The sequence below is a fragment of the Pseudomaricurvus sp. HS19 genome (assembly GCF_009857815.1).
Classification (GTDB): domain Bacteria; phylum Pseudomonadota; class Gammaproteobacteria; order Pseudomonadales; family Cellvibrionaceae; genus Pseudomaricurvus.
In genome coordinates, this window is the sequence record NZ_WVVW01000001.1 from 1,661,232 (window position 1) to 1,687,480 (window position 26,249).

Here is a 26,249-nt window from a genome sequence, read left to right on the forward strand (position 1 = left end):
CCATCGATACCGTCCACCCAACGCGAGTCGCAGTTCCCTGCAACTCCACCCAGAGGATAAAGACCTTGCAACTGGATAACGCCACCCCCGAACAACTGCAACAATGGGAAGCCGAGCTCAGCCAGCAGTACGCGCAACTGCAGGCCCAGTCACTCAACCTCGACCTCACCCGCGGCAAACCCTCTGCCGAGCAGCTGAGCCTGTCCGACGACCTGGACGGCATTCTGCAGGGTAACTACCTCGCTGCCGATGGCACCGACACCCGAAACTACGGCGGTCTGGAAGGCATCGCCGAGGCTCGTCAGCTGGGCGCCAATATTCTGGGCGTGGACGCCGCCAATGTACTGGCCGGCGGCAACAGCAGCCTGACCATGATGTTCCAGGCGGTGCAGTTTGCATACGAATACGGCCTCACCGGCGCTGAATCCGCGTGGGGCAAGCTGGAAAACGCCAAATTCCTCTGCCCGGTGCCCGGCTACGACCGCCACTTCTCCGTCTGTGAGCAGGTGGGCATTGAGCTGGTCACCGTGCCCATGCTGGCCACCGGTCCCGACATGGATAAGGTTGAAGCCATGCTCAAGGCCGACCAGCAGATCGTTGGTATGTGGTGTGTGCCCAAGTACTCCAACCCTACCGGTGTGGTGTACAGCGATGAGACCGTTGAGCGCATCGCCCTGCTGGCGAAAATCGCCAACCCCAACTTCCGCGTCTTCTGGGACAACGCCTACTGCGTACACGACCTGATCGACAACCCGCCGCAGCTGGCCAATATCGCCGAAGCCTGTGCCCGCGCCGGTACCGAAGACAGCGTGCTGCAGTTTGCCTCTACTTCCAAGATTACCCACGCCGGCTCCGGTGTGGCCTTTATGGCCGCTTCCGCTGCCAACCTGGCCGGCTTCAAAAAAGCCCTGGGCAACTGCACCATCGGCCCGGACAAGGTGAACCAGCTGCGCCATATGCGCCTGCTGCCTGACATGGCAGCCCTGCAGGCGCACATGCAGAAGCACGCCGACATTATCAAACCTCGCTTCAGCAGCGTTCTGGAGAACCTCTCCCGCGCGTTTGACGGCACCGATCTCGGCAGCTGGGAAAAGCCCGTGGGCGGCTACTTTATCTCCTTTGATACCCGTCCCGGTTGCGCCAGGGCCGTGGTCAAGCTGGCCGCTGAGGCCGGTGTCAAACTGACCCCCGCCGGTGCCACCTTCCCCTACGGCCAGGACCCGGCTGACCGCAATATCCGCATTGCGCCTACCGTTCCAACCGTTGGGGATGTGGACAAGGCCATGAAGGTGTTTGAAGTGTGCGTGAAGCTGGCGTCTGTACGGGCACAACTGGCGTAATGAATCGGCTCCGGGGCAAGCCCGGGGCCCTGTTGACCGGTGAGTCGCTGCTCAAGGCTCACCGGACAACCCTCTGGCAGCAACATTCCCTGCTACAAAAATCCCTTCTACAAAAACTCCCTTCTGTAAAAAGTATCCCAACCTGTAAGTTCCCGGTTAACCCGCCGGCCCATCCCCGGCCATCTGCCCTCCGGCAGACCTGACGGCCACTACTTGATGCTGGCCAGGCGCTCCAGAATTACCTGCTGAATCCCCTTCACTTCCAGGCTCGACAGCTGCAACAGGCGGTTGAGATGAATACTGTGCAGGTGCAGGCACGGTGACCTGGCTTCCAGCTCCCGCAGATCCCCCTTTTTCAGCACCGGCAGCAGCGGCGTATGGGCCGCCCGCTGTTGATTGACGATGCGCAGCCCCGCCTGCAGGGGCACCGCCCGGTAGCGGGTTTTACCACTGCGGAACGGGATCAGCAGGTGCAGCCCCTGCTTCCCCACGGCATCCCCCGGCACCACCGCCAGCCCGGTGGGGGTAATCGCCTCTTCCGGTACCGAATGGAAAATATCGTGGTGGGCATAGGGATTAGGGAGGATCACCAGGCGCCGGTTCTCCTCCTTGGGAAAGAAGATGTTGTAGTTGGTGTAGAGCTGGCGCACCGAATCGGAATAGACACAGAGCTTGTTCTCGAAGCGCATGACAAAGTCCACAGCCCGCTGGCGCTGGTTAAACAAATCCAGATCCCAGACCAGATCCTTATTATCCGTTGCGGATGTCACTTGATGCTCCTGTGCAATCCGGGATCGCTCCCCGCTATCACGCTAGTCTATTCGTTTAGGCCGCTGTTGATAATTCCCCCGGGGCAGAAATGTTACACGCAGGCACCACGGCTTGGGCCGGAAGCCCATGTGCGGGTGATTCAGCCACACCTTTTTGGTATTCTTTGCCGCCCCCGGGCGGCCCTTCGGCGGGGCCTCACACAAGAAGGAGCAGCCATGACCACACTCTACGGCATCAGCAACTGCGACACGGTAAAGAAAGCGCGCCAGTGGCTGGAGCAGAACGGTATCGACTACCGCTTCCACGACTTCCGCAAGGACGGCCTCGACCAGGCCCGGGTGCAGGGCTGGGTGGAACAGCTGGGCTGGGAGACGCTGGTCAATAAACGCAGCACCACCTGGAAAGAGCTGGACGACGCCAGCAAGGCAGGCCTCAACGCTGATACCGCCGCTGCGCTGGTCACCGCCAACCCCACACTGATCAAGCGTCCGCTGCTGGAGCACGACAACCACACCGGTGTCGGTTTCAAGGCAGCCGACTACGATGCCATTTTTGGCTGACAGCAGCCCCCTAACTTTTCGCAATCAGACGGATAACAACCATGACTCAACTTTTCGCTCTGGGCCTGGGTACAGGCACCACCAACAAGAACGGTGACTGGCTGGAAGTGTTCTACGCCGAGCCACAACTGAACCCCACCCCTGCCGTCGCCAAAGCCATTGCCGACCTGCTGGGCTACAGCGGTGGCAACCAGGCCATCGCGCTGGACGGTGCCAAAGCCGCGCAGCTGGCCGACGCCCTGGAAACCGCCGGTGACAACGCCCAGGCAGCCGTGGCCCGCGCCTTCCAGAACAGCAAGCGTCCGCTGGTAGCCACCCTGCTGGAGAGCGACATCGCTCCCACCACCGTGCCCGAGGTCTACCTGAAGCTGCACCTGCTCTCCCACCGCCTGGTGAAGCCACACGGCATCGTGCTGGACGGCATGTTCGGCACCCTGCCCAACGTCGCCTGGACCAACCAGGGCGCCGTAGACCTGGCGGAACTGCCGGAGCGCCAACTGCAGGCGCGCCTCAATGGCGAGCTGCTGGACGTGGACTGCGTCGACAAGTTCCCCAAAATGACCAACTACGTGGTACCCAAGGGTGTGCGCATTGCCCACACTGCCCGTGTGCGCCTGGGCGCCTACATCGGCGAAGGCACCACCATCATGCACGAAGGCTTCGTCAACTTTAACGCCGGCACCGAAGGCCCGGGCATGATCGAAGGCCGTATCTCCGCCGGCGTATTTGTCGGCAAGGGCTCCGACCTGGGCGGTGGCTGCTCCACCATGGGCACCCTCTCCGGTGGCGGTAACATCGTCATCTCCGTCGGCGACGAGTGCCTGCTGGGCGCCAACGCCGGTATCGGTATTCCCCTCGGTGACCGCTGCACGGTGGAAGCCGGTCTCTACATCACTGCCGGCACCCGTGTCGCCGTACTGGACGATCGCGGTGAAGTGGTGGATACCGTCAAGGCCCGCGACCTGGCCGGCAAGTCCGACCTGCTGTTCCGCCGCAACTCCGTTTCCGGCGCGGTGGAGTGCCGCACCAACAAGAGCGCCATTGCGCTGAACGAAGAGCTGCACGCGAACAACTGATCGCCGTCACGCTCCTGTCCGGGTGCAGCGTCTGCTGTGCCCGGGCCTCTCCCCCTTTACAGCTCCGTCCATTGCTCTTCCCTCCTGACCCGGCCACCTCGCTGCTCCCGGCGAATTACGGTAGAATGCCCGCCCTTTTTGCAAACACGGCCAGCCCTGTCACCATGAGCGATGTCACCCCCACCCTGCAGTTCACCTGCGATCTGATCCGCTGCCCCTCCGTCACACCGGAAGACGCCAACTGCCAGAAGATGATGGCAGCGCGCCTGCAGGCCTGCGGCTTTCATATTGAGCACCTGCGCTTTGGGGAGGTGGACAACCTCTGGGCCGTGCGCGGCAGTGACGGCCCCATCCTCTGTTTTGCCGGCCACACCGATGTCGTCCCCACCGGCCCCGAAAGCCAGTGGCAGACACCGCCCTTCGAGCCCACCATCAAGGACGGCATGCTCTATGGCCGCGGCGCCGCCGACATGAAGGGCAGCCTCGCCGCCATGGTAGTGGCCTGTGAAGAGTTTGCGGCGGAACACCCGGACCACCAGGGCCGCATCGCCTTCCTGATTACCAGTGACGAGGAAGGCCCGGCGGTAAATGGCACGGTGAAAGTGGTGGAGTGGCTGGAAGCGCAGAACGAAAAAATCACCTGGTGCGTGGTGGGGGAGCCCTCCAGTACCAACGTCACCGGCGACACCATCAAGAATGGCCGCCGCGGCTCGCTCGGCTGCTGGCTGACCGTGCACGGTGTGCAGGGCCATGTGGCCTACCCGCACCTGGCGGACAACCCCATCCACCGGTTGGCTCCGGCGCTGGCCGAGCTGGCCGCCGAAGAGTGGGACCAGGGTAATGACTTCTTCCCTGCCACCAGCTTCCAGGTCTCCAACATCAACTCCGGAACCGGCGCCACCAACGTGATTCCCGGTGAGGTGGAAGTGATTTTTAACTTCCGCTTCTCCACCGAACTCACCGAACAGCAGCTGCGGGAGCGCACCGAGGCCATCCTCGACAAGCACGGCCTCAAGTACAGCATCGACTGGCGCCTCAGCGGCCAGCCCTTCCTCACCGCCGAAGGTCCGCTGGTGGAAGCTGCCGTGGCCGCCATCCGCGATGCCGGCATTGAGACTGAGCTCTCCACCGCCGGCGGCACCTCCGACGGCCGCTTTATCGCCCCCACCGGGGCTCAGGTGGTGGAACTGGGACCGGTCAACGCCACCATCCACAAGGTGGACGAAAGCACCAACGTCGCCGAGCTGGAGCAGCTCACCGCCATGTACCGCGGCATTCTCAGCCGCCTGCTGGCCTGACACGGTGAACCTGCCTCCCGGCTGCGAGCTGCTCCTGTGCCGGTTTGCCGATCAGGCCACCGGCCTGCGGGAAGTGCGCGGTCGTGTCTTTATCGACGAGCAGCAGGTGCCACAGGAGGAGGAGTGGGACGATCGCGACCCACACTGCGTCCACGCCCTGCTGCGCTGTGACGGTGAGGCCATAGCCTGTGGCCGCCTCGACCTGCAACCCGGGGCGCCGCAACAGGGCAAGATCGGTCGTGTGGCGGTTTTGGCACCGTGGCGTAACCACGGACTGGGCGTGCAGATCATGCAGGCACTGGAAGCGGAGGCCATCCGCTCGGGCTTGCAGTCCACCTGGCTGTACGCGCAGGTAAGCGCGCTCGGCTTTTACGAAAGGCTGGGGTATAGCGGCGAGGGTGAGCGTTTTATGGAAGCGGGCATTGAGCACTTGGCCATGCGCAAGAACCTCACGCCGGCCCATTAAGACCTTGTCAGGTAACCCGATAATTCTCAGGCACTGATCAATTCCGCGCGCTGCGCCAGCTGCTGCAATTCGGCAAAACTGACCGCCTTGCTGAACAGATGCCCCTGCACCGCATCACAGCCGTGGCTGACCACAAAGTCGTGCTGCTGCTGGGTTTCGATTCCCTCAGCCACAATCTTCAGGTTGAGGTTGTGGCCCATGGTGATGATGGTTTTCACCAGGGTCTCGTCATCGCTGTCCCGACCCAGATCGCGGATAAACGCGCGGTCGATCTTGAGTGTGTGCAGTGGCAGCTGCTTGAGGCGGCTGAGTGAAGAATAAGCCGTGCCGAAGTCATCGATGGAGATCTCCACACCCAGATCATTGATGGCCCGCAATTGACCGCACACATCTTCGGCGTCGGGACCAATCAGGCCCTCGGTGATCTCCAGCTCCAGCTTGTGCCCCGGGAAACCGGTTTTCACCAGGATATTGGCTACATCCATGTAGGCGTCGTGGTGGGCAAAGTGCAGCGGTGAGAAGTTCACCGACAGCTGCAGGTCGGCAAAGCCCTGGCGATGCAGCTTGAGCATATCGCGGCAGGCGTTCTCCAGTACCCACAGGTCGATATCCACAATCAGGCCACAATCTTCCGCCAGCGGGATAAACTCCTCCGGCGAGATATTACCCTCCTCCTCGTCGACCCAGCGCACCAACACCTCCACACCCACCAGCTGGCTGTCCTTGCAGGACCACTTGGCCTGGTAGGCGAGGGAGAAACGGGACTCATGAATAGCCCTGCGCAACTTGTTCTCCAGCACCAACCGGCGCTCCACGCGCTCGTTCATATCCGGTGCGAAGAAAGTCAGGCGATTGCGACCACGATCCTTGGAGCGGTACATGGCAGTGTCGGCATTCTTGAGAATGGCGGCGGCAGTATCGCCATCCCCCGGGTACACCGAGATGCCGATACTGCTGGTAAGCTGCAGGCTGTGACCGTTGATCTCCATGGGCTGCCGCACCGTGTGCAACAGCTTGTTGGCCACATCACCGGTGTGCCCCGGATCCACATCCACCAGCAGTACCGCAAATTCGTCCCCGCCCAGACGGGCCAGGGTGTCAGTTTCCCGCAGGCAATTCTTCAGGCGACGCGCCACCTCCACCAGCAGGCGGTCACCAGTACCATGACCAAGGGTGTCATTGATCACCTTGAAGCGGTCCAGGTCAAGGAACATCACCGACAGCTGGCCACCGAAACGCCGTGCTTGGCTGATACCGTCACGCAGGCGGTTATCGAAGGTAATACGGTTGGCCAGACCGGTGAGGGAGTCGTGATAGGCCTGGTGCTCCAGGCGGCGGGCCAGGTCCTGCAACTCCAGGGTGCGCTCGGCCACCTTGTCTTCCAGTTGCTCCTGAGCCCGGCGCAGCTCCTCATCGCGCAGCTGGATCTGATCCAGCATCTCATTAAAGTCCGACGCCAGGCGGCCAATCTCATCCCCGGAAAGCACTTCAGCACGCACACTGTAGTCACGGCTCTGGGTAATACGGCGGGCGGTGTCGGTGAGCACAAACAACGGCTGGGTCACCAGTCGCTGCAGGCGCGAGGAAATCAGCATGGCCAACATCAGGGAGAGCACAAACAGCCCGAAGGCGGTCAGCAGCCGCACCACCTGGCGCTTCTGCCAGTCACTGTGGTCCGCCAGCAGCAGGATAGCCCCCAGCGTCTCTTCCCCCAGTACGATAGGCAACTGCAGGAACAGCAGCTCCCCATACTCGCCCTGCCCCTGCTCGAAGGTCGAGTCAGGCAGGAATCCGGTCTGTTTTTCGAAACTGGCAAAGCGGGTGCCGTCATCCCGGTAGAGCGCGGCGGCAATGATATTGCGCTCACTAACCAGGCTCGCCAAGGTGCGTCGTGCCGCATCCTGGTCCTCAAAGGTGAGGGCCGCGAGGCTGTTATTGGCGATAATGGAGGCTTCCGAGCGCAGCTGCTCGAACAACTGGGCACGGGAGGCGTACCAGTCGTTGACCGAGAAGCCAATGGTCGCCATCAGCAACGCCGAGCTACTGGCCACCAGAATGACCAGCTGCAGGGTTTTGCGTATCGAATAGCGCCCCAAGATCTGCATCTTTTAACCGTTATCCCGGACAATTCTTGCCAGTTTCAACAACTCTGAGCTCGCTTTCAAGCCTGAACGCTGCAATTCGTCCAAATGGACCTCAAAGGCGATGCGTGCGCCCTGCCTCACCAGCGCCACGTGAACCCCTGTGTGCGCCATGCCCCTGGACTCCTCGTCGGTCAGGTCCGCCACCACCAGGGTCGGACGCGTCGGCAGCCCCCGAGCCTCCAGCTTAAAGGCCAGCAGCTCCTCTTCCGGAACCAGCAGCAGGTCACAACCGCTGGATGTGCGCCACTTTTCCACCACCCTTGCCTGCAGTTCCCGCCCGGCAATTCCCCGGCTCTGTAACAGCTCAAACGCCTCCCCCAGGGAGTCCCTCCGGTAAAAACAGAAGGTGAACGGTGCCTGTTCGTCCGTACCTTCCGGCCAGCTCATAAATTTGGCGATATTGAAAACAAACGCCGCCTTGACCATCTGCGGCTGCACGTCCGCAGCGCGCACCGGCAATGCTGCCATAACCAGCAACAGCATCCAGAACATCTGCCGGCAGCGGCCGGCAGGAAGATTCCCAACCAGCGTCTGCATTACAAATCAGGGGTCCAAGTCAACTTCAGCCACACCTGCCGGCGGCTCTTTTCCACGTTATATTGAGTGCCGAAATCAGCGGCCACATCCATCACCCGCTCGTCCAGCAGGTTATCGGCCCCTACCTGATAATCGACATTACCCCACAGGTGCCCGCTGACGTGGGCATTCAGCAGCGCAAAGCTGTCGGCATCATCCCTGGCAATGCCGTTGAGATCGCGACGATTGCTGTTACTGATCACCGACAGGCCCACCTGGTGCTGGTCATTGATGGCGTAGTCCAGGTTCAGGCTACCGGTCCACTCGGCGACGTAGGGCATATCGTGAAACGTCGCCTGAATGTTATTCACATCGAAATCCACATAGGCCACGCCGAGACGAACCGCCAGCCGGTCACCAAACGATCTGGAAATCAGCGCCTCCACCCCTTGCACAACCACCTCGCTGGAGGAGTTGGCAAAGTACTCATCAAAACCATCCGGGGTTGGTGTCTCACGGATAAAGTCGTGCAGGGTGTTGTGATAGAGGGTAACACCCGCATCCCAATCGCCCTCTGCGTAGCGGTAACTGGCCTCCACCGAATCAATGGTCTCCGCATCCAGTTCCGGCTGCATGAAACTGGTGTTCTCCAGAACCTTCAGGTACTCACGCAGGGTCGGGGTGCGAATGGCGGTACCGTAGAGCAGCTTCCAGGTATGCTGCACCGCCGGCGAATAGACCAGTGCCGCGCGGTAGTTGAAATAGTCATCAAAGCGCTCAAAGTGATCCTGTCGCAACCCCACTGTCACTTTCAGCGTTTCGCTCAGCGCCCACACATCCTGCAGGAACAGGGCGTAATCATCGTTGCTGATATGGGGCTCAGTCAGCAATTCACCGTACTCCTCGGGGAAAAAGCCACGGTTGTAACTGAAGCTGCGGGTATAGCTCATTTTTTCCGCCCGCTCGTGCTTCCAGGTGGTGCCGAGAGCCAGTGTGTGGTCACCGAAGCGCTTGAAGCCGGTGACCGTCGCACCGGACATGACGGCGTTCTGATGCTCCTCGTAGCCCAGCGTACCGGTCAGCTGCTCACGCTCGTACTCCAGAACCTTGTCGTCCTGGTAGTAGATGTTGGCCTCCAGCCGCCCCTCTTCGAAAGTACCCACCTCGTAATTCAGCGCAACCGACCAGGCTTCCCCCTCGATATAGGCATCCTGGGTTGGGGGGATAAAGACAAACGGCGTATCGGACTCACGATAGTCGGCCATCAGGGTCAGACCCGGCAGCAGCTGCCCTTTGACGGAGATATTCTGGTAACTCTCATCCAGGGGCTGCACAACATCGTCACCGACAAAGCTCAGGCGGTTATCGCTGAAGGGCGCCTCCTGATCCAGGTAACTGCCAAACACCTGCCAGGAAGCCGAGTTGTAATGCATGGTGGTTTTGCTGCGTTCGTGGTTACCGAACTCCTGCGAGAGCGTCAGCTCCGGCTTGGACGCAAAGTCACGGGTGGTGATGGAAATCAGGCCGCTGAAAGCATTGGCGCCGTAGAGACTGGAGGCCGGACCGAGAATAATCTCCACCTTCTCCACGTACTCGAGGGGTAACTCTTCACCCGCGGAAAAATGGCCGTAGTAGAGCTGCTGACGGCGCACGCCATCGATCAACATCACAAACTTGTCGTTGTAACGCTCGATAACGCCCCGGGCCCAGATGGAGCGGTGGCGTTTGCGGTACTGGTTGACCTGCATACCCGGTACAAATTCCAGCAGCTCGTCGAGACGACGCACACCGAAACGGCGGAAGTCATCCTGGCCGAAACTGTAGACCGTACCGGGTGCCTTGGCGGGCTGCTCCGGCAGCAGGTTGGCTGCCTTGAAGACATCCATGGCCACCAGTTCCTCAAGTGACATATCGGCCAGAGCCTGGTAACCAACCTCTGTGGTTACCTCGTCCGCAGTTCCGGCAAACACCTGCCCTGCCGTACCCGCCAACACCAGCACTGCCAGTATCCATCGCCCGCCTGGTCTGCGCCCGGCCCCCGACAACGAATCAGTAATCACTGCACCTGCCCCCTTCACGCCTGCGGCTCTGCCGCTAACGTGTAGTCCCCAAGTTAAAACACTCGATTATAAGGAAGTGACCAAAAAAAGCTTTATCCAAAATCAACTCTTTTCCCTGCCACTGACGATCAGAAACAAACCAATAAGCATATTTATTAACCGGATCACACCAGCAGAGGCAGCAACAGCCAGGACAACACCGCAATCACTGTCGCTGCCATAAGATTCAGCACAAGCCCACGACTGGCCATATCCGCTACCCGCAACTGCCCCGAAGCCATAACCAGGGCATTGGGAGCGGTGGCCACCGGCAACATAAACGCACAGGTCGCACTGAGCGCCGCCGGTATCATCAGCAGCGCCGGATCCCAATCCGTGGATCCTGCGGCAGCGCCCAGCAACGGCATCAGCAGGGTTGCCGTAGCAGTATTGCTGGTGACCTCGGTAAGAAAAGTAACCCCGAGGCATATAACCAGGATAACCCCCAGCAACGGCCAGCCAGCTAACCCGGACAGCTGCTCACCAACGGCGTGACTGATGCCGGTTACGGTAAATGCCTTGGCAATCGCGATTCCCCCGGCGAACAGAATCATCACTCCCCAGTGAATGGAGCTGGCACTGGGCCAATCCAGCAAGCGTCCCCCTTCGCCATCGGGGCAGAGAAACATTACTACCACTGCCATAAAGGCCACGGCGGCGTAATTGGCATAGGGCAGCTGCAGCCAATCGCTCCAGCCGCCAGCCGGGTTTTTCAGGGTCAGCCATGCCAGGATCACCAACGAGAAAATCACCAGTACCCGCTGCTCGGCGCTGCGCATAATTCCGGGAGGGTGAAGTGTCCGCTCCAACTCGCCGTCAAGGCCGCGGCTCAACCACCAGGCCGCCAACGGCAGCAGTAACGCCACCACCGGTATACCGATAGCCATCCACTCAATGAATGTGATCTCCCGTCCGCCCAACTGCTGATAAATGGATATGAAAATCAGGTTGGGCGGTGTGCCGATGGGCGTTGCCAGTCCGCCAATACTGGCGGCATAGGCGATACCCAACAACAGGGCAACGGTAAAACGGCGATTTTCGCTCCCTTCCAGCACCGCCATGGCCACCGGCAACAGCATCAGTACCGTGGCGGTATTGGATATCCACATGGACAGCAGCGCCGACGCCAGCATAAAGCCAAACACCACGCGGGCGAGGCTCCGGGTACCGCACACCCGGATCAGCCACAGGGCAATGCGGCGGTGCAGGCCACTGCGCTCCATCCCCTTCGACATCATGGCGCCACCGACCAACAGCAGAATAACCGGACTGCCATAGGCACTGGCCACCTGCTCACCATTGAGCACACCCAGCAGGGGAAAACCGCCCAGCGGCAACAGAGACGTGGCGGGCACCGGAATGGGTTCAAAGACCCACCAGATCGCGCACAGGATGGTAATGCCACCGGCAAAGCAGGCCTCTCGCTGCCAGCCGGCCTGCCACATCAATACCATGGTCAACAGCGCCGCCAAAGGCCCAAGCCACAGGGCGCCACGCTTTGCCGCCTCAGTCATGCAATCGCTCCCAATGCCATCTCCACTAAATCAGACACCAAAGTCGAGCTCATGGAATTCACCCTGCGCCCCAACCTGTTCCTGCTCCCGGGCCACAAAAGCGGCCAGCGATGCGGCGGCCAGCAGCCGTGTATGCGCTGCCCGGTAGCGCGCCGTGCGCACCATGGCGAAGGGACGATACAGCCCCAGCGACAGCAGGGTCAGCAGCACGTTAACCAGCACCAGCTTGCCATAGGAACCCAGCTCATAATTGGCCTGCAAGCGAAAATCCCCGAGACGGGTATTGTTGTAAACCAGGTTGTTAGCCCCGACCGAAAAGCAGATAAGCGGCAACAGGTAACAGAGGCCCATCACCGCATACACAAGCAACACCAAAGGCAGCACCAACACCGTGCCGGCACTGCTATCTTCACCACCCGGCCCGACCATGGACGTTGCGGTCAGCGCCCCCTTCAAGGCCAGTGCCAATCCTGCCAACAGTGCCGCGGCAGCGGCACACAGCAACAGTTTGAGCCATAGCCGCAGAAATTGGCTGCTGTCTGCCCCGAATTGAAAATGACGGCTGCCATACATTGAATGACTGACCCAATACCGGTTCTGCCGGTAGAGAAAATAGGGAACCCCCATGACCAGCACCAGCAGCATCGGCGCAACCAGCCACCCGACTGAAGTGGTCCACAGGTTTATCGTTTCCGCCGTCACACCAATTAAAATCAACGCCGATAACGGCAAACCGGTAAAGATCAACATCGCGATCCGGAAGCTGCCATCAAAATCAAAGCGCAGGTTACGCCACTCACTGTAGCGGGCGTTAAACGTCAGCGCACGCTGTACAAAGAAGGGAATCATCAGAATCGCCATCAGTACCGCTAGCGCCGACACCCACCACAGTGGGGTACTCGTCCCCACGACGTAGGCGACGACCAGCGCGAGGGCAAGCACACGTCCCTTGAGGATAGCGACCGGATTGGCGAGATAGGTGAAACGGCTGCCGTCGAGTTCGGTATTGCCGTAGAAGTACTGTCTGGTGCGCACCTTGGCCCAGGCAGAATAGATCCCCAGGGTGGCGATGGTGAGCAGGATGTTGACGATCCAGATACGAAAATATTCGCCGCCGCTGCCGTGAAAGCAGAAGCCGTGGGCCTGTTCTGTGGAGGGTTCCCCCGTGGCAATCACACCGGAATCCAGGGCCGGCGCAACCACGCCAGCGGGGCTGGGCTCCAGATCCGCCCTGGCACCAAGACGTTCCAGCCGTCGCAGGTAATCCCTGGCCGGCATCTCTTCCTGTGCCGCTCTGAGACAATAGCAATTGCCACTGAAAATCTGCTCAACTTTGCTGTCACTGAGCTTAAAGCTGCGGGCGAAAGCCTGCTTCACCTCATCCCGCGAAAAACCTGCCAGCACTTCCCCATGGAATACCACATCGAATAGTGCCTGCGTCATGCCTCTCCCTTACTGCCTGAATGAATTCCGTTCTGCGTACATGCAGAGGGCAGCATACATCAGGAGGCATGAGCGACCAAACCGGGCCATCCTTAGCCTCGGCCAGTGCGCACAAAGGCGGTGGTTATTTACTTGCCAGGTAACTGCGCCAACCACCGAGATGGGTGATCTCCTGCGCACCCTCAATACCGTAAGGCTCGCAGATAAAGCCGGTCACCAGGGAATCGTCAGCCAGACGCACCTTGCCAATCCCCAGCGGCGCGGGAATGCCGGCAACAAAACTGCCGAACTCCGCCGCAGGTACAGACCACACTTCCACTTCAATCGACGAACCTTTCTCGTCACAGACCAGCCCCGGACGATAGGGCGGGCCACCCGCCAATGCGTACATCCGGTAGCAAGGCGCCGTGTGGGTTTTGCTCTTCAGCACAGCGCCGCGCTCGCGCAGCTGCCAGTTGAGCGGCAGGCCATCCAGGTGCGCACCACACACCACCACATCAATGCTGGCAGTCGCGGCGGTTACTGCACTGTCCGCGTACTCTACCGGCATCTCCGATGCACCCAGCGTGAGTCCGGCCTGGCGGTGAACCCGGCGGGCAATGGAGAGCAGTTCGCGATCTTTAAACACCTGTCCCGCCAGCGTGATACCAAACGGCAGACCGTTAGTGGCCATCTGCGTCGGTACCGCCACCGCCGAGTAATCCAGCAGGTTCATAAAGTTGGTGTAGAGACCAAACTGGCTGTTACGCAGGATCGGCTCTGCCAGCATCTCTTCAATGGTGAAGCAGCGGCCGACCGTGGGCGTGAGCAAACAGTCTACCGAGGCCATGGTCTCGTCGCAGACAGCCTTCAGCGCGCGCAGGCGATACTGGGCCTTGAACAGGTCCGTGGCTTTGGGCTTGCTGCCGGGCTCGATAATCTGCCGCACCACCGGGAAGATCGCGTCCGGGTTGTCATCCACCAGTGGCTGCGCTGCCAGGTAGCGCTCCGCCACCCAGGGGCCTTCGTAGAGCAGGCGCGCCGCCTCTTCAAACGGTGCGTAGTCGATCTCCACAAATTCGAAGCCCTGTGCCGCCAGCTCCTGCAGGGTTTTGTTATAGGCGTTCTCATAGGCTTCATCGCCAAAGAACTGCAACTGCGCTGGCGGGATCACACCTACCCGCAGATTGCCGCCGCGCTCTCCGTAGTGACGAGCAGCATTATTGAACGGGTTTTTGCGGCTGTAGGCATCTGTGCTGTCATAGCCTTCGGCGACCGCCAGCACGTCATTGGCATCATCGGTATCCAGCGCAAAGATGGTAATGCAATCAAGACTGCGACAGGCGGGCAACATACCGCTGGCGGACAACAGGCCAATGGAAGGCTTCACTCCCACCAGGTTGTTAAAGCAGGCCGGCACGCGACCGGAACCGGCGGTATCCGTGCCGAGACTGAAGCTCACCAGACCCAGCGCCACAGACACGGAAGAGCCAGCGCTGGAACCACCGCTGACATATTCCGGGTTGAAAGAGTTCTTGCAGGGCCCCCAGGGCGAGCGGGTACCGTTCAGGCCGGTGGCAAACTGGTCGAGGTTGGTCTTGCCCACGGGAATGGCACCGGCATCAATCAGCTGTTGCACGACGGTGGCCGAGGACTCGGGCGTGTAGGCAAACTCCTTACAGGCGGCGGTGGTGGGAATACCGGCCAGATCGATATTGTCCTTGATGGCGAAGGGAATGCCCCACAGTGGCGAGGTGGCCGGATCCTTGTCCGCCAGCGTTGCCAGCAGCGGCGCCTGTTCTTCTTCGGTAAGCAAGTGAATCCAGATATTGCGATCCTCGTACTCCGCGGCACGGGTACGAATTTCAGCAAACAGCTCTGCCGGTGTCAGTGAGCCATCCAGATAAGCGCCGCGCAGCGCGCTGACAGTCATGTTACGGGAAATCTGTGTCATGGTTGTAAGCCTCTTCAATCTTTTCTGCGTTCGTCAGCGACGCACTTCACGCGTCCTGCGACTCTTCGATAACAATTAATGCCTGACCGGCGTCCACCCGTTGTCCGCTGTTTAGCAACACATGGGTCACCTTGCCCGCCACCGGCGTCTGCACCGGAATCTCCATCTTCATGGACTCCAGAATCATCAGCGTGCTGCCGGCGGTCACTTCATCGCCTACCTGCACCTGGGACTGCCAGACACTGCCGGAGACTGGGCTGTCGAGCACAAAGCTCTCTTCCGGCCAGTCCACCTCGGTGGCTGTACTGGCCTGCTCTTCGGCTTCGTAATTGAATTGTCCGGTGGCGTGCCAGTGGGCCAGCTCCTCCTCAAACGCCTGCTGGCGCAGATCGCGGAACTGGTCGATATCATCGGCGTTGGTCTGCAAAAACTGCTGATACTCCGCCAGGCTGAAACTGCTCTCTTCAATCTTCAGCGGGTAACGCCCTTGCGGAAACTGCTTGCGGATTTCTGTCAGCTCGGCATTGGAGACCTCGTAAAAGCGGATCTGGTCGAAGAAGCGCAACAGCCACGGCTGGGTAAACTCTGTGGTTTCGCGATAGCGGTTCCACATCTGCAGGGTGCGCCCCACAAACTGGTAACCGCCGGGACCTTCCATGCCGTAAACACAGAGGTAGGAGCCACCGATACCGACAGAGTTTTCCGCCGTCCAGGTACGGGCCGGGTTGTATTTGGTGGTCACCAGGCGATGGCGCGGATCTACCGGCGTGGCCACCGGCGCCCCCAAATACACATCACCGAGGCCCATCACCAGGTAGGAGGCGTCGAAGACAATCTTCTTCACATCATCGATGCTGTCGAGACCGTTGATGCGACGGATAAATTCCAGGTTGCTGGGGCACCAGGGCGCATTCTTGCGCACCGATTGGTCGTACTTCTGAATCGCCAGCTGACAGGCTTCGTCATCCCACGAGAGCGGGATATGCACGATACGGGACGGCACCCGCAGCTCGTCCAACTGGGTTACCAGAAAGCGTTCACCGGCCTGCAGATGGTCCACCAGCTGCCGCCAGCTCAGTTGCTGGCTGTCATAGTGCACCTGCAGGGAGCGAATACCCGGCGTCAGCTCGCGCATGCCCGGCAGCGGATTTTTCTTCAGCCACTGCATCAGGGCGTGGGCGCGGAAACGCAGCTCGATATCCAGTACCTGCTCGCCGTACTCCGCCAGCAGGAAGTGATCGCCGGCGGCGCGGTAGACCACCGGCACACCGGCTTCCGAAGCATCCAGAGTATCGAGAATGGGAGAGGTCAGTGGCTGCGGTTGCCACGCAATGGTTTCTGCAGACAGCGCATCCACTTCGCGCAGGTCCGATGCCTCCAGCTCGACGGCTGCGTCGATGGAGACCGGCACAAACCGGATCTTGTCGCCGGCGCGCAGCTGGCCCAGTTTCCACAGATCCGCCTTGATCACCGTCGCCGGACAGACAAAGCCACCCAGTGACGGACCGTCCGGGCCAAGGATCACCGGCATATCACCGGTGAAATCCACGGTACCAAACGCATAGGCATTGTCGTGGATGTTGGAGGGGTGCAGGCCCGCCTCGCCCCCATCCTTGCGCGCCCACTTCGGCTTGGGACCGATCAGGCGCACACCGGTACGGCTGGAGTTGTAGTGCACCTCCCACTCATGGGCGAAGAAGGTATCGATGTCCTCATCGGTGAAAAAGTCCGGCGCGCCGTGGGGACCGTAGATCACCCGCAATTGCCACTGGTTACTGATGGGTGACTGCAACTCGACCGGCAGCGCTTGTGACTCAACCGCATCGCTCTCTGCGCTCAGGTGCAGCACATCACCGGTGCGCAGCGCACGGCCGTTGTGACCACCGAACTGGCCGAGGGTAAAGGTGGAGCGGGAACCCAGGTACTCGGGACACTGGATACCGCCACGCACACACAGATAGCTGCGGGCACCTTCGGACTTGATGCGACCCAGCGTCAGGGTCTGGCCTGCGGCCACGTTGATGACCTGCCACATGGCTACCGCATCGCCATCCAGCTTTGCATCAATGTCGGCGCCGGCAATCACCACCTGAGTAGCACTGCTGAACTGCAGGGTCGGCCCCTGCATGGTGATTTCCAGGCCGGCCACCATGGGGTCGTTCTGCAGCAGGCGGTTGGCGAGACGGAAGGAGCGGTTATCAAACGGGCCGGAAGGCGGCACGCCCACATCCCAGTAGCCACTGCGGGCGGGGTAATCCTGAATGGTGGTCTGGGTGCCGCCGTGCAACACATCCATACGCGCCGGGGAAAACACAAAATCGTTCAGGTAGCGGGTGGTCACTTCACCGGCCAGCAGTTTGGCATCGCGGGTGAGTGCACGCAGGTAGCTGAGGTTGGTTTCGCTGCCGTACAGGCTGGTCTCATCCAGCACGCTTTGCAGTTTGGCCAGCGCCGCTTCCCGATCCCCATCGTGCACAATCACCTTGGCCAGCATAGGGTCGAAGTACGGCGGCACTTCAATACCGGTCTCCACCCAGCGATCGATGCGCACACCCTCCCCTTCCGGGAACGTCACTTCGGTCAGCAAACCCGGGCATGGCTGAAAATCGCGATAGGGATCCTCGGCGTAGATACGCACCTGAATAGCGTGCCCCTGTGGCTGCAGCTGCTGGCGTTTTTCCGCCAGTTGCAGTTCATCACCCGCCGCCAGCCGTACCATCCACTCCACCAGGTCCACACCGTAGACCTCTTCGGTCACGCCGTGCTCCACCTGCAGGCGGGTGTTCACTTCCAGGAAGTAAAATTCACTGGTGTCGGCGTCGAAGATAAATTCCACAGTACCGGCATTGCGGTAGTTGACGCTGGAGAGCAAGGCTTCCGCGGTGCTGTGCAGGTTACGGCGCACCTCGTCAGTCAGGTGGGGTGCAGGGCACTCCTCCACCACCTTCTGGTTGCGACGCTGGCTCGAGCAGTCGCGCTCGCCGATGGCCAGTGCTTCGCCCCTGCCATCACCAAAAACCTGCACCTCGATATGACGGGCGCGGGCAATAAATTTTTCAATAAAAACGCCGTCGTCGGCGAAATTGTTGGCACCGAGACGCTTCACGGAATCGAAAGCACCGGAGAGTTGCTCCGCCGAGTGGCAGAGCTGCATGCCGATACCACCGCCACCGGCAGTGCTCTTCAGCATCACCGGATAGCCGATCTGGTCTGCCGCAACCAGAGCTGCGTCGAGATCGGTGAGCAGGTCGGTACCGGGGGAGAGGGGCACGCCGGCGTTCTGTGCCAGCTCCCGCGCCTTGTGCTTGAGGCCAAACACCTGCATCTGCTCCGGCGTCGGACCGATAAAGGCAACGCCCGCTTCCTCGCAGCGCTTCACAAACGCCGAGTTTTCGCTGAGGAAGCCATAGCCGGGATGTATCGCCTGGGCACCACTCTCTTTGGCGATGGCGAGGATCTTGTCCACATCCAGGTAGGTGACTGCGGCCGCACCCTCCCCCAGATTGTAAGCTTCATCGGCGAGGCGCACGTGCAGGCTGTCGGCGTCGCTGTCGGCATAAACCGCAACGGAGGCGATATTGAGTTTTTTCAGGGTGCGAATAATACGAACGGCGATGGCCCCGCGGTTCGCGATCAGAACTTTGGTAAACATAAGCTACCTGTATCGGGTCGTCCCGGAAGTTCTTACAACGACGGTCGTCCGTCGAGGTTGGTCAAAAGAGGTTGTGCTGAAAAATGACAACGTCAAACAGAAATCGTAATTAAGCCGCCCAGACGATGTATTCGATCGGGGTCGGATTGTAGCCGTTACAGGGGTTGTTCAGCTGCGGGCAGTTGGAGATCAACACCACCACATCCATCACCGCCTTCAGCTCTACATACTTGCCCGGCGCCGAGATGCCGTCTTCAAACGTGAGGCCACCTTCGGAGGTCACCGGCACATTCATAAAGAAATTGATGTTGTGGCTGATATCGCGCTTGCTGATGCCATACTCCGGGTGCTCGGCGATGGCCAGCATCCAGCTGTCGCGGCAGGCGTGCATGCAGCGCTTTTCCAGATCGTAGCGCACCGTGTTGCTCTCGGTGGCACAGGCACCACCCAGTGTGTCGTGGCGACCACAGGTATCGGCCACGATCTCCAGCATCACGTTGTTGTGGTTGGAGCGCAGCTTCGAGCCAGCAGTGAGGTAGACATTGCCCTGCTCGCGAATGGTGTCGGTGGCGCTGTAGCGTTCAGCCGGATCGTGCGCATTAAAGAACAGGGTGTCCGCCGCCTGGTTGCCTTCCAGATCGAGAATGCGGAAGGTCTCACCGGCTTTAACCACACCGATAAAGTAATCACCGGCGTCCACCACCTGACGAAACACCGCGTTTTCTGCAGTTAATGAAGATTCATACAACATGATTTACCTCTCCTGTCAGCTCAGACCCAGCTGATACAGCGAATTGTTCCGGAAGCCGCGACCGTTTTCCGGGCGGAAGTTTTTGCAGTAGTCGTCGTCGGTCACCGGTGCGGCAACACCCAGCTCAATCTGTACCGACTTGCGTGGATACTCCGCCGCCTGCTCCAGCGGGTGTGGGCAGGTGTGCAACAGCACCAGGGTATCCATCTCGAAACGCAGGGTGACCTGACTGCCGGGCTGGCTGTGGCCCGGATCCAGAATCATGCCGCCTTCGTCGTTAACCGCCACCTTGCTGAACCAGTTGACGTTGGCGGCGAGATCCGCGGCACCGAGACCATACTTGGCCAGCTCTGTGAGGAAGGCATCGTGGCCGTTCTGTTTCCAGTCGTTGTGATCGCTCTGGTAATCGCGCTTGCCCCAGCGCGCCTGCACATGACTGGCGTGGGAGTTACCACACACGGTTTCGTGCCAGCCAAGGGAGTCTTCAACCACCGAGGCAAAGATGCGCCCCATGTCGGAGTAGAGACAGTTACCGCGGCTCAGGCGGAAGGTGTGCTGGCACTTGAGGGTATCCGGTGCGTTGTAGCGCTCCAGCAGGTTTTCCGGGTTGTAAAACAGCATGCCGACGTTGGCACCACCCTGCAGGTCGGTGAGACGCATAACGGTGCCGCGACGCACCCGCAGCGACCAGTGGGACCCACTGGCCATCTGCGTGGTGTATTCGATGGAACGAATGTATTCGCTCATGATGAACTCCCTGAGTGATTACACAACGAGCTCGGGCACAGGCCTGAGGCTCTCGTTGATTTCTTTGTAGATCTGCTTGTCGGCCTGGCCCACAGGCAGATCGTAGGTAATGTTGGCGCCGAAGCGGTTGGGCGCATGGGGATCGTGGCGCAGCTTGTCAAACACCCACAGGCGGGTGCCCAGGTAGAAGCCCTCTTTGAGATCGTGGGTCACCATAAACACAGTAAGCTTGTACTCCCGCCACAACTTCAGTACCAGCTCGTGCATATCGGCACGAATGCCGGGATCAAGCGCCCCGAATGGCTCGTCCAGCAGCAAAATACGCGGCCTGCCCAACAGCGCCTGGGCAATGGCCAGGCGCTGCTTCATGCCACCGGACAATTCATGGGGATAGCGTTTCAGGGCGTGACCGAGACCCACCTGCTCCAGCATCTCGGTGGCTTCAGCTTTGGCCGCGCGACGGGCACCGCCAAACAGGTAACCGGTAGCGCCGGGTTTCTGGAACGCCTTGGTGGCAATCACGTTTTCCAGCACGGTCATGTGCGGGAAGACCGAATACTGCTGGAACACAATGCCCCGATCCGGACCGGGCTCATCGGCAATGGGCTCGCCATCCAGCAGGATTTCACCGCGACTGGGCGACACGGTCCCCAGCAACATATTGAGGAACGTACTCTTGCCACAGCCGGAGGTGCCCACCAGGGTGACAAACTCGCCCTCCTTCACCGACACGTTCATGCCTTCGAGGATGACGGCGTCGCCGTACTGCTTCCAGACGTTCTTTACTTCAATCATGGGTTTGGTATCAGTCATTACTTGCCCCCCTGCGCGTGCCATGGGAACAGGCGACGATTGAGTTCCTTCAAGCCGAGATCGATCAGGAATGCCAGCAGCGTAATCCAGGCCACGTAAGGCAGGATCACATCCATGGCCATATAGCGGCGTACCAGGAAGATGCGGTAACCAAGACCGTCGGTAGCGGCAATGGCTTCGGAAGAGATCAGGAACAACCAGCCGGCACCCAGTGACAGGCGCACTGCATCGATCAGTTTCGGCAACACCTGCGGCAGAATCACACGGATCATGATCTGCGAGGTGTTGGCTCCCAGGGTTTGCGCCTTGACCAGCTGTTCGGCGGGAATTTCCCGCGTACGACCGACAATATCCCGGGCAATAAAGGGGGTGATGCCAATGGCGATCAATGCCACTTTCGACAGCTCACCCAGGCCAAACACGATAAACAGGATTGGTAACACCGCCAGCGGCGGGATCAGTGAGATCACCGTCAGCAGTGGCGACATCCAAGCGGAGAACAGCGGCAGCGCACCGGCCACCATACCGATCAGTAACCCCAGCACAGCGGCAATGGCAATGCCCTTGCCCAGACGACTTAAACTGCTGGCGGTGTCCTGCCAAAACATATAGTCGCCGGTGCGCTTACTGGGCTCCAGCGCGTAACGGGACAGTGCATCACCGATCTGCCCAAAGCCGGGCAACAACTTATCGTTGGGATTCAGCTCCAGACGCGCATCTGAACTGACCACATAGAGCACCAGCAGCAGCACGAAAGGCAGCAGGCCGAGGAACAGCGTCAGTGTGCGACTCGGGGTTTGATTAATGAGTTTTTTCATTGCTCTCGCTCCGTCACGGTCAGGCTCCAGGCTGAAGCCTGTTACTCAGTGCCTCACAACACTGACATTAATTCGCATGGATTGAATCAGGGTGAGCAGTCACGGCACCCGCGGGTGCCGTGCTGCCCTCGTGCAATTACAGCTTGCCGTCGGCAGCCATCTGCATGTAGGTAGGATCGAAACGGAACATGATGTTACCGCTGTCGCCGAAGGTGCCGGCTGGCATCTCGATACCGATAAAGCCGGCATCAGGAGCGCCTTCGCCCAGCAGGCCATGGTCGAAGGAGAAGCTGGCAACATTCTTCATGGTCTCCACCAACTCCTTGCTGTTGGTCAGAGCCAGGGCATCGGCCGCGGTGTAGAACATTTTGGTACTGGCCAGCTGGGCTTCGTAACCGGCCAGGTCGGTGCCGGAAGCTACGGCCATAGCGGTTTTGGCTTTGGTGGCGGCAGCATCAGTGCCGCTCATCAGGCCCATGATTTCATACCAGGCGCCTACCAGTGCCTTGCCCAGTTTGGGATTGGCCTTGAGGGTTTCGGTATTGATCACCAGCAGGTCGATGATTTCGCCGGGGATTTGTGAGGAGTCGAAAACCTTGTTGCTGTTGGGCATGGATTCGATTTCGCTCAGCAACGGGTTCCAGGTCACCACGGAGGTCACATCTTTGGTGCCGTAGACCGCAACCATATCGGCATCAGAGGTGTTCACCACAGTAACGTCTTTCTCGCTCAGGCCGACAGTCTCCAGGCCACGAGCCAGCAGGTAGTGGGAAACACTCAGCTCCACCAGGTTAACGTTCTGGCCCTTGATGTCAGCGAGGGATTTCTTGCCTTTCAGCACGACGCCGTCGTTGCCGTTGGAGAAGTCACCCACCACCAGCGCGGTGCTGTCCACACCACCTGCAGCGGGAATGGTCAGCGCATCCATGTTGGTCATGGTGCAGGCGTCGAACTCGCCGGCGCTGTACTGGTTGATGGACTCGACGTAGTCGTTAATCTGTACCACATCGATATCGATGCCGTACTTCTCACCCCATTTTTTGACAATGCCCTGCTCGGCGCCATAGGCCCAGGGCATCCAGCCAACGTAGATTGACCAGCAAACTTTAAAGGAGTCAGCAGCGTGGGAAATTTGCGACAGTGAGGAAAGCGACAGTGCGAGCGCGAGTGAAGCGATTCTTTTCATTGGAGCCTCTCAGTTGTTTCTGCATTACACGGAGTACCCTTGGCATACACGCCAAGCAAGTCTCCCGGGCTTTTATCCCGCCGTGTAACCCATACCTTTCACTGAAAGGGGAGGTCGAATGCTCTCGGACCAGTCGTCAGGCTGATAATCTTTCTGATACCTGACCGGAACCCTAGCACTCTATTTACCAAATTGTGCTGTCCTGTATGACAAGGGTACGGACACTTTTTCATACAGCAATTGGCGTGCCAGCCGCCAAAATTGGCTGCAATCAGCGTTTGTGCGTGATTACAGCGGAGGATAATGCCGAAATCCTGCGACGGGCACAAGGACGGCGCACCATCGCCAACCACCCTGACGCCGGTCGCACCAAATCAATGCACAAACTAATTCGTACCACACACCGGACAGCCGGGATCTTTCGGCAGTGACAACCGCCTCCATTCGCTGCGCAGGCCATCAAACACCAGCAGCTTGCCCAGCAGGGGCTCACCAACACCGCTCAACACCTTGAGGGCCTCGAGTGCCTGCATGGCACCAACCACACCCACCACCGGCGAGAGCACACCATTCTCGGAGCAGCTCAGGGCCTCATCGTTGTCGTTGCTGTAGAGGCAGCGATAACAGGGGGCATCGGGCACGCGCGGGTCAAACACCGCCACCTGCCCTTCAAAACGGATGGCGGCACCGGAGACCAGCGGTTTGCCCGCCGCCACACAGGCGCGGTTGAGCTGGTGGCGGGTGGTGAAGTTATCGCTGCAATCCACCACCAAATCCACCTCCCCGACCCGCGCGGCCAGCGTTTCCCCTTGCAGGCGCTCCGGCAAGGCGATTACTTCGGTGTGGGAATTCAGGGACAGCAGGGTCTGCCGCAACGATTCCACCTTGGCCACACCAATATCCGCCTCTGTATGGGCGATCTGGCGCTGCAGGTTGGAGAGATCCACCTGATCGTCGTCGGCAATAATCAGGCGACCAACACCGGCGGCGGCCAGGTACATGGCCGCGGGGCAACCCAGGCCACCAGCCCCCACCAGCAGAACCGAGGCCTTGATCAGCGCTTCCTGACCGGCGATATCCCATTGCGGCAACAGGATCTGACGACTGTAGCGCAGCAGCTGTTCATCGTTCATCGCTTTTCTCCCCGCTACCGGGCCAGCATCCGAGGCTGACCCGCTCCTGATCACCCAGGTCGCGATGGGTTGCCACCTGTTCAAAACCGCGCGCCCGCAACAACTCCCTCACGGCACCACCCTGCTGGTAGCCATGCTCCAGCAACAGCCACCCCCCAGCGCCGAGGAAATCCGGTGCACAACCGACAATCAGCTCCAGGTCGGCGAGCCCGTGATTGGCGGCCACAAGTGCTGTCTGCGGCTCAAACCGCACATCGCCCTCAGCCAGGTGCGGGTCGTCCTCATCTATATAAGGTGGATTGCTGACGATTAAATCGAAATTCTGCCCGGTGACCGCGCTGAACCAGTCGCTCTGGCGGAGAGTGGCATTGCCCAACCCCAGCGCCGCGGCATTGTGTTGCGCCAGCGCCACAGCCTCGGGTGAGCGATCCACCCCCAGCAGGGTCCAGGACGGTTTTTCACTGGCCAGGGCCAGGGCGATGGCACCGGTGCCCGTGCCCAGGTCCAGCGCCCGGGTGTTGTCCGGCAGCGGCAGCTGCAGGGCCACCTCCACCAGCGTTTCAGTATCGGGACGGGGGATCAGGGTGCTGTTGTCCACCGCCAGCGGCAAGCCCCAGAACTCCCTCTGTCCGATCAGGTGCGCCACCGGCAATCCCTGCTGGCGCTGCTGCAATAACGCCTGGAACTGTTCAGCCTGTTCTTCCGTGAGTGTTTTCTCGGGCCAGGTAAACAGATACGTGCGGTCTTTCTGCAGCACATGCGCCAGCAGCACTTCGGCATCCAGTCGCGGCGAGTCGCTGTCGATGGTCGCCTGCGCATGGCGCAGTAACTGTTTAATGGTGGGCGCGGAATCCGGAGTAGCCATCACTTACTCTGCCAGTGCCGCCAGCTGATCCGCCTGATACTCATTCACCAGCGGCTGGATCACCTCCTGCAGCGCGCCTTCCATCACCTCGTCGAGCTTATAAAGGGTGAGGTTGATACGATGATCTGTCACCCGCCCCTGGGGATAATTGTAGGTGCGGATACGCTCGGAGCGGTCGCCACTGCCCACCAGGTTGCGGCGTTCATCGGCGATGTTTTTGGCGGCGGCCTCTTCCTGCGAACTTTTCAGTTTCGACACCAGCAGCGACATGGCGCGGGCGCGGTTCTTGTGCTGCGAACGCTCATCCTGGCACTCCACCACAATACCGGTAGGAATGTGGGTGATGCGGATCGCGGAGTCGGTTTTGTTGACGTGCTGGCCGCCGGCGCCGCTGGCGCGAAAGGTATCAACGCGGATATCGGCCTTGTTGATGTTGACCTCTTCCAACTCGTCCGCCTCCGGCATTACCGCCACGGTACAGGCGGAGGTGTGGATGCGACCCTGGGATTCTGTCTCCGGGACCCGCTGCACGCGATGGGCACCGGATTCAAATTTCAGCTGTGAGTAGACCCCCTGCCCCACCACCCGGGTGATAATCTCTTTATAGCCACCGTGTTCGCCTTCGCTCTCGCTCAGCACCTCGATCTTCCAGCGCTGTTTCTCGGCGTAGCGGCTGTACATACGGAACAGGTCGCCGGCAAAGATAGCCGCTTCATCGCCACCGGTACCGGCGCGAATTTCGAGGAAGACGTTTTTCTCATCGTTGGGGTCTTTCGGCAGCAGCAGTCGCTGCAACTCCAGCTCCAGCGTCTCCTGCAGGGCCTCGCTCTCCTTCAGCTCCTCCTGCGCCATCTCGCGCATGTCTTCGTCACCATCCTTGAGCAGGCCGCGGGCCTCTTCGATATCCCCCAGCACCTTGCGATAGGCAACAAAGCCTTTCACCACCGGCTCCAGCTCGGCGTACTCTTTGGAGAGGTCGCGGAAGCGGTTCTGGTTGGCGATGGTGTCGGCGTCACTGAGCAGCGCCGCCACTTCGCCGTAGCGGTCGTGCAGGTGTTCCAGCTTTTCCAGGATAGAGGCTTTCATAGGTGTTCTCGTTTAATTCTTATGATGCTGATGACGGT

The 26,249-nt window shown here is 60.1% G+C and carries 21 protein-coding genes and 1 riboswitch; of the genes, 5 read left to right on the plus strand and 16 right to left on the minus strand.

Going from position 1 to position 26,249, the window contains the following annotated elements:
* Window positions 1-65 precede the first annotated feature (65 nt).
* Window positions 66-1,340: an aminotransferase class I/II-fold pyridoxal phosphate-dependent enzyme gene (locus GSF27_RS07475; protein WP_160967221.1), complete on the plus strand. Its 1,275-nt coding sequence runs from the start codon at window positions 66-68 to the stop codon at window positions 1,338-1,340.
* 209 nt (window positions 1,341-1,549) lie between these two features.
* On the opposite strand, the gene GSF27_RS07480 is transcribed toward GSF27_RS07475, so the two are convergent.
* Window positions 1,550-2,110, minus strand: coding sequence for a hypothetical protein (locus GSF27_RS07480; protein ID WP_160967223.1), 561 nt, complete (start codon window positions 2,108-2,110; stop codon window positions 1,550-1,552).
* A gap of 216 nt (window positions 2,111-2,326) precedes the next feature.
* Here GSF27_RS07480 and GSF27_RS07485 point away from each other — a divergent pair, with 216 nt between their 5' ends.
* The 4 genes from GSF27_RS07485 (at window position 2,327) to GSF27_RS07500 (ending at window position 5,511) form a co-directional block, all read left to right on the plus strand.
* On the plus strand, window positions 2,327-2,671 hold the full coding sequence (locus tag GSF27_RS07485) for an ArsC family reductase (RefSeq protein WP_160967225.1): 345 nt from the start codon (window positions 2,327-2,329) through the stop codon (window positions 2,669-2,671).
* Window positions 2,672-2,712: 41 nt separating this feature from the next.
* Window positions 2,713-3,747, plus strand: coding sequence for a 2,3,4,5-tetrahydropyridine-2,6-dicarboxylate N-succinyltransferase (gene dapD / locus GSF27_RS07490; RefSeq protein ID WP_160967227.1), 1,035 nt, complete (start codon window positions 2,713-2,715; stop codon window positions 3,745-3,747).
* A 164-nt stretch (window positions 3,748-3,911) separates the two neighbouring features.
* Window positions 3,912-5,045, plus strand: a complete 1,134-nt coding sequence (gene dapE / locus GSF27_RS07495) for a succinyl-diaminopimelate desuccinylase (RefSeq protein WP_160967229.1) — start codon at window positions 3,912-3,914, stop codon at window positions 5,043-5,045.
* Between the two features lie 4 nt (window positions 5,046-5,049).
* On the plus strand, window positions 5,050-5,511 hold the full coding sequence (locus tag GSF27_RS07500; protein WP_202410291.1) for a GNAT family N-acetyltransferase: 462 nt from the start codon (window positions 5,050-5,052) through the stop codon (window positions 5,509-5,511).
* Between the two features lie 26 nt (window positions 5,512-5,537).
* On the opposite strand, the gene GSF27_RS18020 is transcribed toward GSF27_RS07500, so the two are convergent.
* The 15 genes from GSF27_RS18020 to prfA all read right to left on the minus strand — a co-directional run bounded on the left by GSF27_RS18020 (window position 5,538) and on the right by prfA (window position 26,211).
* Window positions 5,538-7,616 carry a bifunctional diguanylate cyclase/phosphodiesterase gene (locus tag GSF27_RS18020; RefSeq protein ID WP_160967231.1) on the minus strand — a complete coding sequence of 693 codons (2,079 nt, stop codon included), beginning with the start codon at window positions 7,614-7,616 and terminating at the stop codon, window positions 5,538-5,540.
* Window positions 7,617-7,619: 3 nt separating this feature from the next.
* On the minus strand, window positions 7,620-8,192 hold the full coding sequence (locus GSF27_RS07510) for a YfiR family protein (RefSeq protein WP_160967234.1): 573 nt from the start codon (window positions 8,190-8,192) through the stop codon (window positions 7,620-7,622).
* Window positions 8,192-10,171 (minus strand): TonB-dependent receptor domain-containing protein, encoded by a 1,980-nt coding sequence (locus GSF27_RS07515; RefSeq protein ID WP_160967236.1) that lies wholly within the window; start codon window positions 10,169-10,171, stop codon window positions 8,192-8,194. The genes GSF27_RS07510 and GSF27_RS07515 overlap by 1 nt, the downstream gene beginning before the upstream one ends.
* A gap of 224 nt (window positions 10,172-10,395) precedes the next feature.
* Window positions 10,396-11,784: an SLC13 family permease gene (locus GSF27_RS07520; protein ID WP_160967238.1), complete on the minus strand. Its 1,389-nt coding sequence runs from the start codon at window positions 11,782-11,784 to the stop codon at window positions 10,396-10,398.
* Window positions 11,785-11,814: 30 nt separating this feature from the next.
* Window positions 11,815-13,227: a DUF898 family protein gene (locus GSF27_RS07525; protein ID WP_160967240.1), complete on the minus strand. Its 1,413-nt coding sequence runs from the start codon at window positions 13,225-13,227 to the stop codon at window positions 11,815-11,817.
* A gap of 124 nt (window positions 13,228-13,351) precedes the next feature.
* Complete coding sequence (gene atzF / locus GSF27_RS07530) at window positions 13,352-15,160, minus strand: allophanate hydrolase (RefSeq protein ID WP_160967242.1); 1,809 nt, start codon at window positions 15,158-15,160, stop codon at window positions 13,352-13,354.
* Between the two features lie 46 nt (window positions 15,161-15,206).
* On the minus strand, window positions 15,207-18,812 hold the full coding sequence (uca, locus tag GSF27_RS07535) for an urea carboxylase (protein ID WP_160967244.1): 3,606 nt from the start codon (window positions 18,810-18,812) through the stop codon (window positions 15,207-15,209).
* 109 nt (window positions 18,813-18,921) lie between these two features.
* Window positions 18,922-19,563 (minus strand): urea amidolyase associated protein UAAP2, encoded by a 642-nt coding sequence (locus GSF27_RS07540; RefSeq protein WP_160967247.1) that lies wholly within the window; start codon window positions 19,561-19,563, stop codon window positions 18,922-18,924.
* A 15-nt stretch (window positions 19,564-19,578) separates the two neighbouring features.
* Window positions 19,579-20,310, minus strand: coding sequence for an urea amidolyase associated protein UAAP1 (locus tag GSF27_RS07545; protein WP_160967249.1), 732 nt, complete (start codon window positions 20,308-20,310; stop codon window positions 19,579-19,581).
* 18 nt (window positions 20,311-20,328) lie between these two features.
* The gene (locus GSF27_RS07550) at window positions 20,329-21,123 is read right to left on the minus strand and encodes an ABC transporter ATP-binding protein (RefSeq protein WP_237457363.1); all 795 of its coding nucleotides are present in this window, start codon (window positions 21,121-21,123) and stop codon (window positions 20,329-20,331) included.
* Window positions 21,123-21,941: an ABC transporter permease gene (locus tag GSF27_RS07555; protein WP_160967251.1), complete on the minus strand. Its 819-nt coding sequence runs from the start codon at window positions 21,939-21,941 to the stop codon at window positions 21,123-21,125. The genes GSF27_RS07550 and GSF27_RS07555 overlap by 1 nt, the downstream gene beginning before the upstream one ends.
* A 136-nt stretch (window positions 21,942-22,077) precedes the next feature.
* Window positions 22,078-23,127: a putative urea ABC transporter substrate-binding protein gene (locus tag GSF27_RS07560; RefSeq protein WP_160967253.1), complete on the minus strand. Its 1,050-nt coding sequence runs from the start codon at window positions 23,125-23,127 to the stop codon at window positions 22,078-22,080.
* Between the two features lie 59 nt (window positions 23,128-23,186).
* Window positions 23,187-23,314, minus strand: a riboswitch (guanidine-I (ykkC/yxkD leader).
* A 199-nt stretch (window positions 23,315-23,513) separates the two neighbouring features.
* Complete coding sequence (locus tag GSF27_RS07565; RefSeq protein WP_160967255.1) at window positions 23,514-24,260, minus strand: molybdopterin-synthase adenylyltransferase MoeB; 747 nt, start codon at window positions 24,258-24,260, stop codon at window positions 23,514-23,516.
* Window positions 24,250-25,125, minus strand: a complete 876-nt coding sequence (gene prmC / locus GSF27_RS07570; protein WP_160967257.1) for a peptide chain release factor N(5)-glutamine methyltransferase — start codon at window positions 25,123-25,125, stop codon at window positions 24,250-24,252. The genes GSF27_RS07565 and prmC overlap by 11 nt, the downstream gene beginning before the upstream one ends.
* A gap of 3 nt (window positions 25,126-25,128) precedes the next feature.
* The gene (prfA, locus tag GSF27_RS07575; protein WP_160967260.1) at window positions 25,129-26,211 is read right to left on the minus strand and encodes a peptide chain release factor 1; all 1,083 of its coding nucleotides are present in this window, start codon (window positions 26,209-26,211) and stop codon (window positions 25,129-25,131) included.
* Window positions 26,212-26,249: the final 38 nt, after the last annotated feature.

Excerpts from the sequence above, each read along its gene's own strand:
- GSF27_RS07540 (WP_160967247.1), bottom strand. The coding sequence starts at position 19,563 with ATGTTGTATGAATCTTCATTAACTGCAGAAAACGCGGTGTTTCGTCAG.
- GSF27_RS07485 (WP_160967225.1), top strand. The coding sequence starts at position 2,327 with ATGACCACACTCTACGGCATCAGCAACTGCGACACGGTAAAGAAAGCG.
- GSF27_RS07565 (WP_160967255.1), bottom strand. The coding sequence starts at position 24,260 with ATGAACGATGAACAGCTGCTGCGCTACAGTCGTCAGATCCTGTTGCCG.
- GSF27_RS07545 (WP_160967249.1), bottom strand. The coding sequence starts at position 20,310 with ATGAGCGAATACATTCGTTCCATCGAATACACCACGCAGATGGCCAGT.
- dapE (WP_160967229.1), top strand. The coding sequence starts at position 3,912 with ATGAGCGATGTCACCCCCACCCTGCAGTTCACCTGCGATCTGATCCGC.
- GSF27_RS07510 (WP_160967234.1), bottom strand. The coding sequence starts at position 8,192 with ATGCAGACGCTGGTTGGGAATCTTCCTGCCGGCCGCTGCCGGCAGATG.
- GSF27_RS07525 (WP_160967240.1), bottom strand. The coding sequence starts at position 13,227 with ATGACGCAGGCACTATTCGATGTGGTATTCCATGGGGAAGTGCTGGCA.
- GSF27_RS07560 (WP_160967253.1), bottom strand. The coding sequence starts at position 23,127 with ATGAAAAGAATCGCTTCACTCGCGCTCGCACTGTCGCTTTCCTCACTG.
- dapD (WP_160967227.1), top strand. The coding sequence starts at position 2,713 with ATGACTCAACTTTTCGCTCTGGGCCTGGGTACAGGCACCACCAACAAG.
- GSF27_RS07555 (WP_160967251.1), bottom strand. The coding sequence starts at position 21,941 with ATGAAAAAACTCATTAATCAAACCCCGAGTCGCACACTGACGCTGTTC.
- GSF27_RS07550 (WP_237457363.1), bottom strand. The coding sequence starts at position 21,123 with ATGACTGATACCAAACCCATGATTGAAGTAAAGAACGTCTGGAAGCAG.
- uca (WP_160967244.1), bottom strand. The coding sequence starts at position 18,812 with ATGTTTACCAAAGTTCTGATCGCGAACCGCGGGGCCATCGCCGTTCGT.
- prmC (WP_160967257.1), bottom strand. The coding sequence starts at position 25,125 with ATGGCTACTCCGGATTCCGCGCCCACCATTAAACAGTTACTGCGCCAT.
- atzF (WP_160967242.1), bottom strand. The coding sequence starts at position 15,160 with ATGACACAGATTTCCCGTAACATGACTGTCAGCGCGCTGCGCGGCGCT.
- GSF27_RS18020 (WP_160967231.1), bottom strand. The coding sequence starts at position 7,616 with ATGCAGATCTTGGGGCGCTATTCGATACGCAAAACCCTGCAGCTGGTC.
- prfA (WP_160967260.1), bottom strand. The coding sequence starts at position 26,211 with ATGAAAGCCTCTATCCTGGAAAAGCTGGAACACCTGCACGACCGCTAC.
- GSF27_RS07520 (WP_160967238.1), bottom strand. The coding sequence starts at position 11,784 with ATGACTGAGGCGGCAAAGCGTGGCGCCCTGTGGCTTGGGCCTTTGGCG.